Source organism: Undibacterium sp. FW305-107, from assembly GCF_058788535.1.
The window spans coordinates 818,543-835,455 of the sequence record NZ_JBYTAV010000001.1 but is presented as its reverse complement, the minus strand read 5'-3'; the positions used below and the strand labels follow the sequence as shown (position 1 = coordinate 835,455).

The following is a 16,913-nucleotide window of genomic DNA, read 5'->3' as shown; positions in this document are numbered from 1 at the left end:
GAAGTTATCGCTTAATCATCCTTCTCCACAAATCTCTTCAGCCTGCCCAGTGCCATTTCCCATTCGCGACCTATGGACTCGAGCGTGCGTTTGGCTTCATCTATGCTGGCAGGTTCCAGTTGCCACAGTCTCTCTCTTCCAGTCTTGATATCACTGACGACGCCAGCCTCTGCCAGTACGTTCAGATGTTTGGTGACGCCCTGACGGCTGATGGCGGTGGTTTGGGTCAAATCAGAAATCGAGAATGCGCCACCAGAGCAGAGTACAGCCACCAGCTTCAGACGGGTAGGGTCGCCGAGGGCGGCGAAGACATGTGCCAGCGTGTCGTCGGCAGTGACTCTGCTTGCGACTGACTCGCTGGCTTTGCTTGCTACTTTATTTGTTACTTTATTTGCTGACATGGTTGAGCAGATTTTGCAGTTGTATTTCCCAACCTTCTGTATTCATCTCAAAAGCCGTGCGACGACGGTGTGCTGGTACTTTGTCAAAGCCGGATTCAATGACGGTCAGCAAGGTGGCATTGCCGGGCGCATCTTTTAAGCTGAAGCTGACCAGTGTCGGGATTTCGTCAGAGTAATCAGCGGTGGTATCGACTGCATACGGATGCCAGTGGAAAGACATGGCATCTTGCGGCTGTATGTGCTGGATGACGATATCGAAGACCAGACCTTCGCATCCCGGATGAGTAAACGGGCCGCGTGTACGCTGGCCAGGCTGGAATACCTGACCTGTCAGGTCGGCACCAAACCATGCGCCAAATTCTTCGGCATTAGTCAGTGCGCGCCACACGCGTTCACGTGCGCCATTGATGACGATGCTGCGCTCAATGCTATCTGTGCTACTGGTATCCTTACTCATGCTGCTTTCCTTTCAGTAGACGGTGCCTGTTGCTGATCAACTGGGGCAAAGGGGGTGCCAGTGCCGGTTTCCAGAAATTGTTGCAGGCTGACGAGAAAATGCTGCCAGCCATTCATGCATAGCGTATAGCATTGCAGGGATGGCAGCAGGCCGATGTGCTCCATATCCAGACATGTCTTGCCTAGTCCTGCATCACTCATGCGAAATATGACCTCGGTACCTACCCATTCGTCAGCACGGCTGACTGATTCTGCCACGATATGGGCACGGGTGCATAGCCAGTGTACTTCGCTGTCGGGTTCCAGTTTCTCTATGCGCATGTCCTTGTAGCACACGCTGAAGTGGAATTTCAGGGTGTCGCCGACGGCTGTGCCACCTTCGCAATCCAGAGTCCACCAGGCACGCAGACCTTCGAGAGTGGTAAGGGCTGCGTAAACGGCAGCAGGGCTGGCTTTGATGCTGAGACTTTGCTGATAGTTTTTCATGATGTATCTCCCTTGCATTAAATAAGCAACCAAATGGATGCATATTTATTATGGGACGGATTTTGAATAAATGCAACCAAATAGTTGCATTTAATTTTATACACAAACCCTTAAATGCAAATGGAAATTTTCTTTACATGGTCTTGTTAATGGGGAAGAGAGAAATACTGATTGCCAGTCTCTTTTGCATGCGGGAGGCGTCAGACCGCTGAGTGCATTACCATGAAAATTAAGTGGGTAGTAGTCTGCAGGTGACTGGTGACGTTGTTAAGGAAAGGCTGATTATTACTGCTGTAGTACACGACGAAAGCTGCTGGAGCTCCAGCCCGGTGGATTCCTGCCTTCGCAGGAATGACGATTTGGAGAGTCACGGGGTTGTCTATCTTCTATATATAGGAGAGACTATAATTTGCTGAGTACACCAATGACTATTCAAAAATTAATGTCGCTCCAGCACAGACTGGAGCCTGGCGGCACTCTTCAATAGGCAGGTAGCGCCGGTTATTGTCGTAGTACATTACTTCAGTGCTTCTCGACCTTGCTCTGATTAATTTCATCCAGCCCATCCGCATCCAGATGTGCAATATCACCCCATTGCACCAGTTTGATTTCTTTGCCTGTGACTTCAAAGCGATTGATGCTGGCGTTGTAGATAGTGACTTCGCGTGGTGCATTCAGCGGTAAATCCTTGGCCGCACGGTAGGCGCATTCGAGTACGCCGCCGTGAGCAACCAGGGCGATTTTCTTGCCTTCAAATTGCTTGGCATAGTGCAGTACATGCTCCATGACGCGCTTATGAAACTGGCGTATGGTTTCGCCTTGGTTTTCACCAGGCGGGAATTGTGCATCTGGCTCATGCGCTTGCCAGGCATTGTATTCATTGCGGTACAGGCTGGGCAGTTCGCTATACAGTTTGCCTTCAAAACCACCAAAGCAGCGCTCACGCAAGCCCTTGTCTATGCGCGTGCTGACGCCTTGCAAGCGGGCAATTTCACCAGCGGTTTGCACGGCGCGCTGCAAGTCGCTGGAGACTATCGCGTGCAGCTTTTCATTTTGCAAAGCCCAGGCCAGCGCCTTGGCCTGGCGCGTGCCTTCTGCATTGAGCGGGATATCAAGATGGCCTTGCAAGCGGCGTTCTGCGTTCCAGGCGGTTTCGCCGTGGCGTATCAATAATATTTCTGTGGGTTTCATTTGTTTATTTTGTTCTTATTTTGTTTTTAGCCAGAAAGTGACGGGACCATCATTGGTCAGTGATACCTTCATGTCGGCACCAAAGCTGCCAGTTTCTACCTGCGCATGTTTGTTGCGTGCCTGGGTGACGAAGTAATCGAATAATTGCCTGCCCAGTTCTGGTGGCGCCGCCGGTGTGAAAGAAGGGCGGGTGCCGGAATTGGTATCCGCCGCCAGCGTGAATTGCGGCACCAAGAGCAAGCCGCCTTGTACGTCTGTGACGCTGCGGTTCATCTTGCCAGCGTCATCAGAGAATACACGGTAAGCGAGTAATTTTTTCAGTAAATCATCAGCCTGTTTTTCAGTGTCTTCGCGCTCGGCGCAGACGAGGACCATCAGACCGGTATTGATGGTGCCTATGCTGTTGCCATCGACGACGACTTTGGCTTCGGTGACTCTTTGGAGTAGGGCAATCATGGGAGGTATTTTTTATTTGATCCAGGTACAGAGGCTTTAACCGGTTCATGAACCGTATTCGTATAAAAGCCTGAAATTCCCTCCCTTTCAAGGGGAGGGGTAGGGTGGGGATGGGGTGCGGTTGAATGACGGTGATATTAATTGCAGCGAGGATTTGCGGCTGAACCCCATCCCCATCCCAACCTTCCCCTTGAAGGGGAAGGAGTTTCCCGCGTTACTCAGGAAGTGGGGCATGCATCAAGCCATCAAGAGCCGTCAAAGTCACCTTTGCAAACTTGCGACGGCCAACCTGCACCACAAATGTACCTGCTTCAACTTTCAAGCCCTTGTCGCTGATAACGACGGAATCGATACGCACACCACCTTGCTCAACCATGCGCATACCTTCACCTGTCGACGCACACAGATTTGTCTGTTTCAACAATTGACCTATGCTCAAAGGTGCACCGCTGATAGTGACTTCTGCCACATCATCCGGTATCCCACCCTTGGAACGATTCACAAAATCCGCCAGCGCATCTTCTGCCGCTTGCCTGTTATGGAAGCGCGTTACGATTTCCTGGGCAATCGCCACCTTGATATCACGCGGGTTCTGGCCTTCTGCCACTGCTTTTTTGTAGGCAGCGATTTGCTCCAGCGAACAGAAAGACAGCAACTCGTAGTAACGCCACATCATGGTGTCAGAAATACTCATGATCTTGGCGAACATGGTATTGGCCGGTTCAGTGATGGCGATGTAGTTGTTCTTGGACTTGGACATTTTTTCCACACCGTCCAGGCCTTCGAGCAAAGGCATGGTCAGGATGCATTGCTGTTCTTGTCCATAATCTTTTTGCAGTTCACGACCTACCAGCAGGTTGAATTTCTGGTCGGTGCCACCAAGTTCCAGGTCAGATTTCAGGGCAACAGAATCATAACCCTGCATCAGCGGGTACAAGAATTCATGCACGGAAATCGGCGTGCCGGCCTTGAAGCGTTTGGTGAAGTCATCGCGCTCCATCATGCGGGCGACGGTGTATTTGGATGACAGTTGTATCATGCCGCGTGCGCCGAGTGGGTCTGACCATTCAGAGTTGTAGCGTATCTCGGTCTTGCCGGCGTCCAGCACCAAAGCAGCCTGCTTGAAGTAAGTCTGGGCGTTTTCTTCTATCTGTTCGCGCGTCAGCGGCGGGCGGGTGGCATTGCGGCCAGATGGGTCACCGATCATGGACGTGAAGTCGCCGATCAAAAAGATCACGGTATGGCCCAGATCTTGCAGTTGGCGCATCTTGTTGAGCACGACGGTATGGCCCAGGTGCAAATCTGGTGCAGTCGGGTCCAGGCCCAGCTTGATGCGCAGGGGTTTGCCGGTCTGTTCACTACGTGCCAGTTTTTGGGCAAATTCGGATTCGATGAGCAGTTCATCAACACCGCGTTTGGTCACTGCCAGTGCATGTTGCACTGCATCGGAGAGAGGCAGGAGTTTACTGGCATTGCCAGTGTTTTCAGGGGAGCTGGAATTTTGTTCAGAAGTCATCATGAATGGAAATCAAATTTTTTGTAACACCGCTGGTCGAATTCCAAATCTGAATCCATAATCAGCGTTTGCCAAATTCTGAGTGTTGGTTAAATAGCAGGGATTATCGCGTAAACCGGATGTCAGCAATTGAATGCTAGTTCCCTGGTTTTATAATCCCGAACTTTGGTGTTGCAGTTTTGATATTTCGCACATTTTATGTGCAAGTGCATCTCGTTGCAACGATCTCGAATTTTCGATAAAAACAGTCAATTTTAACTTATTGCATGCGTCCAACAGATAAATTACTTCGATTAGTCTCTGGTGGCAGACTGTTGTTTGGCACCACACGCGCTTCGCGCATCGTTTCCGTCTCCGCACTTTTCTTTGCAGTTTGCGCATTTGGCGCAGTTGGTGTTGCTCCTTTGGCACCAGACGCGTCTGACCTGCCGGTCAAGCGCATCAAAGAAGAACTCAGCCTCCCCTCACTGGATGACCAGGTCGCCGCACTCGAAGCGGTTGACCAGCAATTCATCCGTGAAGCCACTTTCAAGAGTAGTGAGCAGTTAGCCACGTTCTTGCAGCGCATAGGTGTGGATGACGACGAAGCGGCACAGTTCATCAAATCAGACAATATTGCACGCGGTATCCTGCAATTCAGGGCTGACAAAACCGTGGCGGTAAAAACGGATGAAGAAGGTGAACTCCTGTGGTTACAAACAACTGTCTCAGATGGCCCGGACAAACCAGTCAGGAATATCGTCATCAGCCGTGATAATAATGGCAAGCTTACATCTGCCGATATTACTGCCAAGCTGGAGCGACGTGTAGAAATGGCAACAGCCTATATCCGCACCGCCTTTTACCCGGCTGCCGATGATGCCATGATCCCGTATAACGTCACCGAGCAGGTCAAATCCATGTTCGAGACCAATGTTGATTACCAGCGCCTGCAAAAGGGCGACTATTTCAATATTGTCTATGAAAGCTTCTGGCAAAACGGTGAGCGCGTCCGCACTGGTCGTGTGCTTGCAGGGGAATTCAGCAATTCTGGCAAGCTGTATCAGGCAGCCTGGTTTGAAGAAACTGGCGGCAAGGGTGGTTACTACACCTTTGACGGCAAGTCCCTGAAAAAAGCCTTTTTGAAGTCACCAATAGAATTTACCCGCGTATCTTCTGGCTTCTCCATGCGCGTGCATCCTATTTCCGGTCAATGGAAAGCGCATAAGGGTGTCGATTTTGCCGCCGCCACTGGCACACCTATCCGTGCCTCTGCTGATGGCGTAGTTGATTCTGCTGCACCAAGCAATGGTTATGGCAACCTGGTGGTACTCAAACACTGGAATAACTACAGCACCGCTTACGCTCACATGAGCCGCTTTGCTGCTGGCATACACAAGGGCAGCAAGGTCAGCCAGGGTGATGTCATTGGTTATGTAGGTACGACAGGCTGGTCTACCGGCCCGCATCTGCATTATGAATTCCGCGTCAATAATGAAGCCCGTGACCCCATGAGCATCAATATGACAGAAGCCGCCCCATTGGCAACTGCTGAAATGGCCCGCTTCAAAGGTTTTGCCGGTGACATGAATCATAGATTCAACCTGCTGCACCCTGAACGCATGGCAGAAACCATGCGACTGGCCAAGCGCTCATAAGTCTTGGCTGGTTTGTTCGCAGGCGAAGTCATCATACGCAAGGCAGAGACAGAAGATGTCTCTGCCTTGACCGTATTGATATTGCAAGTCTGGCTTGATACCTATGTCAAGCATGGCATCAAAAAGTCGATTGCCGATTATGTCTTGTCTGAACTGACAGCAGCACGCACAGCAGCTTATCTCGCACAAACAAATACCCACATCCTGCTAGCAGAAATCGATGGTCATCTGGTCGGCTATTGCCAGACGCTGAACGGCAAACGCCATGACCAGGTGCAGGCTGAACGCCAGGCCGAGCTCGACCATCTCTACGTACACCCTGGATTTTTTAGTCGCGGCATAGGTCGCCGTTTGCTGGCTGAAGCCGAAGAACATTTACGCGGCCTGGGCGTACAGCAACTCTGGCTGACAGCCTGGGTCGGTAACGACAAAGCCTTGCGCTTTTATCCGCGTACAGGCTATGCCGACATAGGTGCTACCATCTTTCGTATGGAAGACGAAGAGGTCGCCAACAGAATTTTCTGCAAGACGCTGTAATACCAGGCTGACTCTTCTATACTCATGCTGATCAAAACACAGGTGGAGTCAGCATGCCGCAAAATCAAAACAATCCAGCCAAAATCTATATAGGCCTGATGTCTGGCACCAGCCTGGACGGGGTTGATGGTGTCTTGGTGCGCCTGCCTGAACCAGATGACGATGCTGGTACCGGCATGCAGATCATGGCAACAGCCTATATCCCCTTTGACCCTGACCTTCGTGAGCAAGCTATGCGCTTGCAACAAGCCAGCGAGAATGAACTGCATCATGAAGCACTGCTGGCAAATGACCTCGCCAGAACTTATGCCGCCTGCGTCAAAAAACTGCAGGCAGCAACAGACGGGCAAACCGTGCATGCTATTGGTGTGCACGGGCAAACCATACGGCACAGGCCAGAGCTGGGCTATACCCGTCAGACCAATAATCCCGCCTTGCTGGCAGAACTGGCTGGTATCGATGTGATCGCTGATTTTCGTAGTCGTGATGTCGCAGCGGGCGGCCAGGGTGCGCCACTGGTGCCCGCCTTTCACCGCGCCGTATTTGGACGTGCTGGTGCTTCCAGTGTGGTTGCCAATATTGGCGGTATCAGCAATATCAGTGTGCTGGCAGCTGATGGTACTACCCGTGGTTTTGATACTGGCCCCGGCAATGTCCTGATGGATGCCTGGGTACTGCAACATCAGAGCAAGGCTTACGATGCCAATGGTGACTGGGCCGCACAGGGTACAGTCATACCCGCCCTGCTGAGCAGCCTGATGGATGAAGCCTACCTGCAGATGCCACCACCAAAAAGCACAGGGCGTGACCTGTTCCATCCGGCTTGGTTGCAAGGCAAATTGCGGGGATTTGAAACCGCACGGCCTGTCGATGTACAGGCCACGCTATGTGAATTTACTGCGCTGACACTGGCCAATGATATCGCCCGCCATGCAGTCGATGCTGCCCATGTCTATGTCTGCGGCGGCGGTGCGTTCAATTGCCATCTCATGCAGCGCTTGCAAGCTTTGCTGGAGGCACAATCATGTGCCGCTATCGTCAGCAGCACAGGCGTACTCGGTGTCGCGCCTGAACAGGTAGAGGCCCTGGCCTTCGCCTGGCTGGCACAGCGCTTTTGCTTGCGTTTGCCGGGGAATCTGGCGGATGTGACGGGAGCCGCAGGCGGGCGTATTTTAGGTGCCTTATACCCGGCTTAGTATCCTTGCAGGGGTGCCGCGCGCGCAGTGCCACGCGTGCAAATATAGACAGGCCGGTGCGCATGGCGCACCCTGCCAAATCGCAGGCGACAGCCAATCCCAAGTTTCTATACAATGAGCAATCAATATTTATGCTTTGAGGCTCTTATGACGCAACTGATTTATGTCGCCGACCCCATGTGTTCCTGGTGTTATGGCTTTGGGCCAGAATTGCTGGCTTTTCTTGACACTGTACCTGATGCCAAAATTGATTTGATCATGGGTGGCTTACGCGCCTATAACAAGCAATTGTTGGATGATGCTACGCGCACTACCATCATGGGACACTGGCAGCAGGTGGCTGAGCGTAGTGGCCTGCCTTTCAGTGATACTGCGATGTTGCAAGCCGGTTTTGTCTATGATACCGAGCCCGCCTGCCGTGCTGTGGTGACAGCACGCACATTGACTGATGATGATACCGGGCGCTCTGCACTGGCAGTCTTCCATGCGGTACAGCATGGCTTCTATGCCGAGGGACGTGACGTGCGTGATCCGGCGATTTTGTCTGAACTGGCAGTCGCTGCCATGAACAGGGTCGAAGGCGAGGGCAGTTTTGATGTTGCCAGCTTTGCCGAGACGCTGGTTTCACCGATGGCCATGTCAGATACGCGCGAACATTTTGAACAGGCAAAAAACTGGGGCATACGCGGCTTTCCGGCGCTGTTGCTGGTACACGAAGGCGCTCTGCACATGATCGCTTCTGGCTACACCACGCGCGATGATTTGATCTCCACATTTCAACAGCTAAAACAACAATGACAACCAATCTGCAAATCACCTCAAGCGCAGCTATTGCCCCAAACGGCCCTGAATTTTCCCGCATCGTACTGGGCTTGTGGCGGCTTGCCAGTTGGCAAATGACGGCGCAGCAAAGGGTGACATTTCTGGAGCAGGCTCTGGCGCTCGGCATCAACACCATAGACCAGGCTGATATCTATGGAAATTATGAAAGCGAAAAATTGCTGGGCGAAGCCATCTCACTGGCACCGCATCTGCGCAATAAGTTTCAGTTCGTCAGCAAATGCGGCATCAAGCTGGTGTCTGACAATCGTCCTGCCCATGGCATACAACATTACGATACCAGCGCCGCGCATATCATTGCTTCTGCCGAACAATCCTTGCGTGCCATGCAGATAGAGCAACTGGATTTGTTGCTCATACACAGGCCAGATCCGCTGATGGACGCCGACGAAATGGCAGGCGCATTCAGGCAGTTGCAAGACAGTGGCAAGGTCAGGCATTTTGGTGTGTCCAACTTCACCAATAGCCAGTTTGAATTGCTGGCGTCACGTTTCCCGCTGGTGACCAATCAGGTTGAATTGTCGCTGCTGCATATGCAGCCATTGCATGATGGCACCCTGGATTTATGCCAGCGCCTGCGCATCGCACCGATGATTTGGTCCGCCCTGGGTGGTGGCAGCCTGTTCCGTCCTCTGCATGAACAGGATGAACGTGGCCAGCGCATCAGCACGGTGCTGGCCAGGATTGCGGCAGAACTTGATGTCAGCCCCAGCGCTATTGCCCTTGCCTGGATTTTGCAACATCCATCCAGACCCCTGGTGTTGACCGGCTCTGGCCGCATTGCAGCCATTGAGGAAGCAGTCAGTGCCACCGCCATCACCCTCAGCCGTGAACAATGGTTTGCTTTGTGGTGCGCGTCAGCAGGTAAAAACGTCGATTAAAAATGTCGATTAAAAATGTCGATAAAAAATTTTGACTAAGCGGCGGGGTCTCAGCTTGCAGTAAAGGGTGTCAAAATCATGCTTATACAGCAAGGCTGTACGATCTGATATTGCCCAGTGTAAATGCCATTTTGTCGCTTTTTGCTAGCATGGGCGTATTTTCTGTCTGAATAGACAAATGTTGGTATAGTATTACTGTTCCGGCCGCTAAACCTAGTCTGGCCTGTTTCGTGATGTGATTGCAGAAGGACAGGATTTGTGACTGTTTTTCAATTCATCCGCAGTAACTTTATGGCAAACTCTTCGGCACCGGGGGAAACTCATCAGTGGCGCGAGCAGGTATTGTCGGCGATCCTGTTTTTTGTACTTGCCCTGGGTGGTGCAACTGCCATACCCAGCATTGTGCTGGCCATCAGTGAAAACCTGTGGTCAGTCGTGGTGGTAGATATTTTCGCCCTGGCCTGGGTCGCCACTGTCTGGCGCTTGCCATTTTTGACCTATCAACAGCGCGCCTGGAATTTTTTGCTCTTCCTGTATTTGCTGGGCGTCTGGTTCCTGATCAAGGTGGGTCTGACTGGGCTGATTTATTTACTGGCTTTTCCGGTACTGACCTCTTTGCTGCTGAACATGCGGCTGTCCATGCAGGCCCTGATATTGTCTTCTGTCAGTCTGCTGGTGGTGGGCTATATATCGGATTCCAATTTGCATGTCTATGGTTTTGATTCCCACCCTTTCATGCAACTGGTGGTAGTGACCATCAATTTCACCTTTATTGCAGCCGTCATGTCCATCTCTTGCGGCGTGTTGTTGCAAAGGCTGGACAGTTCACTCGAGCATCAGCGCATCATCACGGCTTCGCTGCAGCACGGGCAAACTTCATTGAAAGTCGCGAACGAAGAATTGCGCCTGATCGTTGCCGCCGTCGCACGTCTGAATGACATCGTCATGATCATCAAGGTGGATATTGATGCGACAGGAAAACGTCGCTTGAAAATCGTCTTTGTGAATGACGCTTTCGTGCGCCAGACTGGTTTCAAAAGTGAAGAGGTGATAGACAAATCGCCCGTATTTTTACAAGGCCCGCGTACCCAGGCAGATGAACTTGATAAACTCAATCAGGCGTTGCTTTCTTACGAATCAGTACATATAGAATTGATTTGCTATACCCATGACGGCAGTGAATTCTGGATGGAAGCCGATGTCGTGCCACTGGCCGATGATCAGGGTTTATTCAGCCACTGGGTTGCCACGGGCCGCGATATCAGCGATCGTAAAAAAGCCCAGGAGCATATACACAGGCTGGCTTATTTTGATGTACTGACAGGTTTGCCTAACCGCCGCCTGCTGCTTGACCGCATGAGCATTTTGCTGGCGACAGCAAGACGCAGCAATATGGTCAGCGCCATCCTCTTCATTGACCTTGACCACTTCAAATACATCAATGATGCCCGTGGTCATGCGGTGGGCGATGCCTTGCTGAACCTGGTGGCGCAAAGGCTCTCCAGCAGCCTGCGCGAGGTTGATACGGTTGCTCATATTGGCGGTGATGAATTTGTCGTCATGCTCTGCCATATTTCCAATAATGTAGCGGCGGGTGCCCATGCTGCGCAGGCCGTGGCAGAAAAAATACGCCATTCGATATCACAATTTTTTGATATCAATGGCCTGCAATACAGCACCACCTGTAGTATAGGCGTGACCCTGTTGCCGCGTGAAAACCAAAATTCACATGACTTGCTGCGTGAAGCTGATACTGCCATGTACCGCGCTAAAAGCAGTGGACGCAATCAAATCGCCTTTTACGAAACCGGCATGCAAACCGAGGTTGAGCAAAGACTGACCATGGAAAGAGAGTTGGGCGAAGCCATCTCTGGCGGTCATCTGCACATGTACATACAGGCCCAGGTCGACAGATTGGGCCGGCCGGTTGGCGGCGAAATGCTGATGCGCTGGATACATCCTGAGCGCGGCTTTGTTTCACCTGCGCTCTTCATCCCCGTGGCAGAAGAATCCGGCATGATCTTGCGCCTGGGCGACTGGGTCATGGAACAGGGCTGCCTGGCCCTGCTGCAATTGCAGGAGGCCGGTTGGGACATTCCCGTATCAGTCAATGTCAGCCCCAAGCAATTCCGCCAACCTGATTTTGTTGAAAAAGTCAGGCGCGTATTGCGCTACACAGGCGCACCACCAACACGCCTGATCTTGGAAGTGACCGAAGGCCTGCTCATCGACAACCTGCATGACACCATCGCCCGCATGTTGGAATTGACGACCCTGGGCATACGCTTTTCCATCGACGATTTTGGTACCGGCTATTCCAGCCTTGCTTACCTCAAGCGCCTGCCCCTGTACGAACTCAAGATAGACAAGAGCTTTGTGCAAGATACACCGGGTGATGCGAATGGCACGGCCATTGTGCAATCGATTTTATCCATGGCTTCGCATCTGGGTTTGCGTGTCGTCGCAGAAGGGGTCGAGACCAAGGAGCAGGCAGAATTTTTGATCGCCAACGGCTGTGCATCCATGCAAGGCTTCCTGTTCGCCCGCCCCATGCCACTGGATAAATGGCTGGCCCTGCAAAAGCAGATAGAGCAGCCAGGGCAGGAGAGCAGCAGGGTGGTGTAGCGCACAGTTTTGCGACGCGCATAGCTCATTTCCAAACGTAGCCGTGATGCAGGGCGCATTGCAATGTGCCGCATGATGTTCCAAATCCCGGGCGAAACATTTGTGCCGTGCGTGAGGCACACATGCGGCGCAATATATTGCGCCCTACGGTTATCCTTTTGCCAAGGTCACCGTGATTTATTGACTTGAGAAAATCTGTAGGGTGCATCCCTATAACTAAGCCTGCTGATAAGTTGCCTGCATCCAGTCAATAAACAATTGTACCTCTGGCCGTATATTTGCCTGCGCCTCATGCACCAGGTAATAGGCATGCGGTGGCGTTGCCAGTTGCGTATCAAACACGCGCACGACTTCACCCTTGCTGATCATGTCCTGGGCAAATTGCTGACGGGTCAGGCCTATACCATGACCATGCTTGACTGCTTCCAGCAACAAGCCCAGATCATCAACACGCAAACCGGTCGTTGGCTCAGGCCAGTCCAGACCCGCGACTTCAAACCATGGCTGCCATGGTTCCAGGGCTGAACGCAAGAGCTTTGCATGACGCAAATCTGCCGGGCTTTGTATGGAAGGCAAAGTCTTCAGGTAAGCCGGGCTGGCCACCACGAAGCTGGGCTCGACGAATAACTTCTTGGTCACCAGATTAGGGTATTCACCGGCACCAAAACGTATCTCTACATCGCTTTCTGACAGGCTCAAGTCATACAGCGGTACAAACAGATAGACTTCAATTTCTATGTCTGGATAAGCTTGCGTAAAACTGGCCAGGCGTGGCATGAACATATAGCGTGCAAAGGTCGGCGGCACAGTCACCTTGACGCGCAACTGGCTTTGTGTAACCTTGTTCGGCAAAGGGAAATCAGACAAGGTGCGCAAGGCCACCCGTACCACATCCAGGTAACGTCGCCCAAATTCAGTCAGCGTGACACTGCGCCCCTCGCGTACAAAGACGCGCTCGCACAAATGCTCTTCCAATAAACGTATGCGATGCGACAGCGCAGAAGGCGTGATGCACAGCTCTTCAGCTGCCACCGCAAAAGAACTATGCCGTGCCGCAGCCTCAAAAGCAGATAATGCATGTACCGGTGGTAATCGTGTTGCCATACTCTTCCTGATGTGTTCTGTTTGGTGTTTCAGTTACCACGAATAAGTGAGCGACAAGAGTGGTACAGGTAATTGGCGAGAGCGACGCAGGCGTAGTAGCCATATTGTTTTCCCTGGAATTCCTCTGTGCTATCTCTGTGACCCCGTGCCTCTGTGGTGAATGGTCTTACTTGAATAATTTGATACGGTCCCGACTTATTCTTCAGCTTCATCCCACGCAATAATCTTGCCGGGATTTAAAATATTCTTGGGATCAAATGCATGCTTGAGCAAGCGCATCATGTGTATCGCATCTGCCCCATGTTCCTCGATCAAAAATCCCATCTTGTGTATGCCCACGCCATGCTCGCCAGTGCAAGTACCATCCATGGCAATTGCCCGTGTCACCATGCGCTGGTTGATGGATTCTGCCACGGCAATTTCTTCCGCACTGTCCGGATCCACCAGCATCAGCACATGGAAGTTACCATCACCGACGTGGCCGATGATGGAATAGGTAATGCCATGGTTTTCACAATCTATCTGGGTTTCACTGATGCATTCTGCCAGTCGTGAAATCGGCACGCAGCAATCAGTAGAAATCGAACGCGAACCTGGCCGCAATTGCAACAAGGCAAAATAGGCATTGTGCCGTGCCGCCCACAGCCGGCTGCGGTCTTCTGGCCTGGTCGCCCATTCAAAATCACCGGCACCATTGGCGGCGGCAATTTCTTGCACCAGCTCTGCCTGTTCTTTCACACTATGTTCTGTGCCATGGAATTCAAACAGCAGCAAAGGCTTGACTGGCAGGTTCAGCTTGTCATGGGCATTGATGGCGCGCACGCCATTCGCGTCCAGAAACTCTACCCGCGCAATTGGCACACCCATTTGTATGGTCTGGATGACGGTATTCACTGCATCTGCATTATCAGGGAAGCTGCACACCGCAGCAGAGATCGCTTCCGGCAAAGGATAAAGCTTGACCGTCACTTCAGTAATGATGCCCAGCGTGCCTTCACTGCCGACAAACACCCGCGTCAAATCGTAACCCGCAGATGATTTCTTGGCACGCGAACCCGTGGGTATGATGCGGCCATCTGCCGTCACCACCGTCAAGGCCATGACGTTCTCACGCATGGTGCCATAGCGCACCGCATTCGTGCCAGAAGCCCGCGTCGCCGCCATGCCACCCAGGCTGGCATCCGCACCAGGGTCGATAGGGAAGAACAGGCCAGTATCACGGATCTCGGTATTCAACTGCTTGCGCGTGACGCCAGCCTGCACGGTAGCCGTCAAATCCTCGGCATGCACAGCAATCATGCTGTTCATTTGCGACAAGTCTATTGTCACGCCACCGTGCAGGGCCAGGATATGGCCTTCCAGTGACGAACCGGCACCATAGGGTATGACCGGCACATCATGCGCATGACACAGCTTGACGACTTCAGCCACCTCTTCGGTGCTCTGGGCAAACACCACCGCCTCTGGCGGCATGGGATCATACGAGGATTCATCGCGGCCATGATGCTCACGCACCGCCAGGGCGATGCTGCAACGGTCTTCCAGCAGGGCTTGCAAGGCATGCAGCAAACCGGCGGGCAGGGGCTTTCTGACACTCGCCAAAATGGCAGGATGGTTCATAATGCGGTCCGTACTGGTGATGGTGACCTCTATTATGCTGTGTCCAGCCAAATTTTGCCGTATCCTTTCAAACTTCCTGGCTTATTTTATTTGCCAGTGGCAATTCAGACTCAAGTCACCGTTGTATGGGCAGCAGTACCAGACGGTACCAAGTGGCATTCTGCAGCCGCGCACTTATCCCAATTGCACTGCTTGCGCGTTTGCGTCCGACAATTTGAATAGCAAATCTTCAACAGCAGCTTCTGGCACTGAACCAAGATCGATGCTGACTTGCAGAGCCTCACCTTCTGACGTGATGGCAGACATGAAATGCACCACGCCATACAGACCATCGGCACTCTTGGGATTTTGATCCTCAGCATCAAACCACGTCGTGAACCAGTTGACTAGCGTGACCTCGGCAACATTAGGCGTCAGCCCGCTGATCTGCAAGGGCAGCCAGTCCCAGGTGAAGGGGGCAATACTTACCTTAGTGCCAGACATTTCAAAACCAAAGGGATCAAATTCCAGCTGGGTCTTCGCATCCACCGTGTGTGATTGACCGGCAAATTCACCCTCTGCAGGTATCCAGTCTGCCCGGCAAGGCAGGGCAGGCTTGCCTTCCAAGCTCAGCAAGCCATCTGCATTACGGTAGGCGGGTTCAACATGGACATCGTCTTTATTAACAGCAGCCGCAAGTACGGCAATATAAGAAGCGCGAATCGCAGCGAATAATTGTGTAAGTGTCATGGCGCGATTATATTGATAAGGCACAATCAGGGCAATGATGGCAGGCAATAACGCGGCAATACCAGATATTCTGTATATGCTGTGTTCAGGCAGATTTTGCCGTATCCTTTCACACTTCCTTATTTATTTTTTACTTATTTTAATTGCCATGGGTAATCGACTCTCAAAAATCGCAACACGTACCGGCGACAAAGGTACTACCGGCCTGGGTGACGGCAGCCGCATCGCCAAAGACGCCCTGCGCGTGCACGCCATGGGCGACGTGGACGAACTCAATTCACAGATCGGCGTCCTGCTGTGCGAAGACATGCCAGAGCAGATGAAGCATGAACTGGTCTCCATCCAGCACGACCTGTTCGATATGGGCGGCGAACTCTGCATCCCAGGCTACACCATGATCACCGACACCCAGGTAGAAAGGCTTGATGCCCTGCTCGAAAAATACAATGCTGACCTGCCACCGCTAAAAGACTTCATCCTGCCCGGAGGCTCACGCGCCGCCGCCATCGCCAACGTCTGCCGCACCGTCTGCCGCCGCGCAGAACGCGCCATCGTCAGCGTCGGCAATGCCGAGACTATCAATGATGCGCCTAGACAGTATATGAATCGTCTGTCGGATTTGCTGTTTGTGTTGTCGCGGGTGTTGAACCGGTATGCGGGGGGGAGTGATGTGCTTTGGGAAAAAGAACGCCAACGCTAGTCGAAACCCTGATTAAGCTAAGCGCGACGCTATTTTGGGCCTGCGATGTTCATCGTACTAAAGTACGATTGCGCTTCTTAACCCAAACTAGCGCCGCTCGCTACGCTTACTCAGGGTTTCTTGATTGCGGCTCAAAATTCTGATTGAGTTGAAAATATATCTTTGTGATGAGTCTCTGATGCAACGAATTTATTGTGATTCTTATGAATTAGATGGAGCAGGCTCCGAAACGGAAATGGAGCTCATTATTTCCACTCATAAGCAGCATGGTGACTTGAAGCAGTTTCTTCTTGATTGCAAAGTCGATATTTCAAGATCGATTGCTATTCCGGCATCTTGGGCGAACCATTCTGAGGTTGGTCTCCATCTGAAACGATTTGCCAACATTGAGCTACCTCATCCTGCGCAATGGCGTGCTGGGCTTTTATTTCAAGACGAGTGGAATGAGCGCAGCGTGGCAATCGATGTTGCCGATAAACTGATTTGGTATCAATGGACTACTTCAGCCTGAAACTATTTCAAGTGTTTTTTTAGCACT

Annotated in this window: 17 protein-coding genes; 8 read left to right on the top strand and 9 right to left on the bottom strand. The window is 52.0% G+C overall.

Annotated elements, in window-relative coordinates; translation table 11 throughout:
* Positions 1-11 precede the first annotated feature (11 nt).
* The 6 genes from AC3WQT_RS03870 to tyrS all read right to left on the bottom strand — a co-directional run bounded on the left by AC3WQT_RS03870 (position 12) and on the right by tyrS (position 4,506).
* A complete protein-coding gene (locus AC3WQT_RS03870; RefSeq protein WP_492702433.1) occupies positions 12-401 on the bottom strand; it encodes an ArsR/SmtB family transcription factor in 390 nt (129 codons plus the stop codon).
* A complete protein-coding gene (locus AC3WQT_RS03865) occupies positions 388-858 on the bottom strand; it encodes an SRPBCC family protein (RefSeq protein WP_492702431.1) in 471 nt (156 codons plus the stop codon). Before AC3WQT_RS03865 ends, AC3WQT_RS03870 begins: the two co-directional genes overlap by 14 nt.
* Complete coding sequence (locus AC3WQT_RS03860; RefSeq protein WP_492702429.1) at positions 855-1,343, bottom strand: SRPBCC family protein; 489 nt, start codon at positions 1,341-1,343, stop codon at positions 855-857. The genes AC3WQT_RS03865 and AC3WQT_RS03860 overlap by 4 nt, the downstream gene beginning before the upstream one ends.
* 522 nt (positions 1,344-1,865) lie before the next feature.
* Positions 1,866-2,534, bottom strand: coding sequence for a histidine phosphatase family protein (locus AC3WQT_RS03855; protein ID WP_492702427.1), 669 nt, complete (start codon positions 2,532-2,534; stop codon positions 1,866-1,868).
* A gap of 15 nt (positions 2,535-2,549) precedes the next feature.
* Positions 2,550-2,990, bottom strand: coding sequence for a D-aminoacyl-tRNA deacylase (gene dtd / locus AC3WQT_RS03850; protein WP_492702425.1), 441 nt, complete (start codon positions 2,988-2,990; stop codon positions 2,550-2,552).
* 214 nt (positions 2,991-3,204) lie between these two features.
* Entirely contained in the window at positions 3,205-4,506 is a 1,302-nt protein-coding gene (tyrS, locus tag AC3WQT_RS03845) for a tyrosine--tRNA ligase (protein ID WP_492702531.1), read from the bottom strand.
* Between the two features lie 266 nt (positions 4,507-4,772).
* Here tyrS and AC3WQT_RS03840 point away from each other — a divergent pair, with 266 nt between their 5' ends.
* The 6 genes from AC3WQT_RS03840 to AC3WQT_RS03815 all read left to right on the top strand — a co-directional run bounded on the left by AC3WQT_RS03840 (position 4,773) and on the right by AC3WQT_RS03815 (position 12,222).
* Positions 4,773-6,143, top strand: coding sequence for a M23 family metallopeptidase (locus AC3WQT_RS03840; RefSeq protein ID WP_492702423.1), 1,371 nt, complete (start codon positions 4,773-4,775; stop codon positions 6,141-6,143).
* A 3-nt stretch (positions 6,144-6,146) separates the two neighbouring features.
* On the top strand, positions 6,147-6,680 hold the full coding sequence (locus AC3WQT_RS03835; protein WP_492702421.1) for a GNAT family N-acetyltransferase: 534 nt from the start codon (positions 6,147-6,149) through the stop codon (positions 6,678-6,680).
* Positions 6,681-6,733: 53 nt separating this feature from the next.
* Entirely contained in the window at positions 6,734-7,876 is a 1,143-nt protein-coding gene (locus AC3WQT_RS03830) for an anhydro-N-acetylmuramic acid kinase (protein WP_492702419.1), read from the top strand.
* 147 nt (positions 7,877-8,023) lie between these two features.
* Positions 8,024-8,674 carry a DsbA family protein gene (locus AC3WQT_RS03825; protein ID WP_492702417.1) on the top strand — a complete coding sequence of 217 codons (651 nt, stop codon included), beginning with the start codon at positions 8,024-8,026 and terminating at the stop codon, positions 8,672-8,674.
* Positions 8,671-9,597 (top strand): aldo/keto reductase, encoded by a 927-nt coding sequence (locus AC3WQT_RS03820; RefSeq protein ID WP_492702415.1) that lies wholly within the window; start codon positions 8,671-8,673, stop codon positions 9,595-9,597. Before AC3WQT_RS03825 ends, AC3WQT_RS03820 begins: the two co-directional genes overlap by 4 nt.
* A 291-nt stretch (positions 9,598-9,888) precedes the next feature.
* Positions 9,889-12,222 carry a putative bifunctional diguanylate cyclase/phosphodiesterase gene (locus AC3WQT_RS03815; protein ID WP_492702413.1) on the top strand — a complete coding sequence of 778 codons (2,334 nt, stop codon included), beginning with the start codon at positions 9,889-9,891 and terminating at the stop codon, positions 12,220-12,222.
* A 216-nt stretch (positions 12,223-12,438) separates the two neighbouring features.
* Here AC3WQT_RS03815 and AC3WQT_RS03810 read toward each other — a convergent pair whose 3' ends face one another.
* The 3 genes from AC3WQT_RS03810 to AC3WQT_RS03800 form a co-directional block, all read right to left on the bottom strand.
* On the bottom strand, positions 12,439-13,326 hold the full coding sequence (locus AC3WQT_RS03810; protein ID WP_492702411.1) for a LysR substrate-binding domain-containing protein: 888 nt from the start codon (positions 13,324-13,326) through the stop codon (positions 12,439-12,441).
* 195 nt (positions 13,327-13,521) lie between these two features.
* On the bottom strand, positions 13,522-14,946 hold the full coding sequence (locus tag AC3WQT_RS03805) for an FAD-binding oxidoreductase (protein ID WP_492702409.1): 1,425 nt from the start codon (positions 14,944-14,946) through the stop codon (positions 13,522-13,524).
* Positions 14,947-15,120: 174 nt separating this feature from the next.
* The gene (locus AC3WQT_RS03800; protein ID WP_492702407.1) at positions 15,121-15,675 is read right to left on the bottom strand and encodes a hypothetical protein; all 555 of its coding nucleotides are present in this window, start codon (positions 15,673-15,675) and stop codon (positions 15,121-15,123) included.
* Between the two features lie 148 nt (positions 15,676-15,823).
* Here AC3WQT_RS03800 and AC3WQT_RS03795 point away from each other — a divergent pair, with 148 nt between their 5' ends.
* Together AC3WQT_RS03795 and AC3WQT_RS03790 are read left to right on the top strand one after the other, a co-directional pair.
* Positions 15,824-16,375, top strand: coding sequence for a cob(I)yrinic acid a,c-diamide adenosyltransferase (locus AC3WQT_RS03795; protein ID WP_492702405.1), 552 nt, complete (start codon positions 15,824-15,826; stop codon positions 16,373-16,375).
* Positions 16,376-16,553: 178 nt separating this feature from the next.
* On the top strand, positions 16,554-16,886 hold the full coding sequence (locus AC3WQT_RS03790) for a hypothetical protein (protein ID WP_492702403.1): 333 nt from the start codon (positions 16,554-16,556) through the stop codon (positions 16,884-16,886).
* Positions 16,887-16,913: the final 27 nt, after the last annotated feature.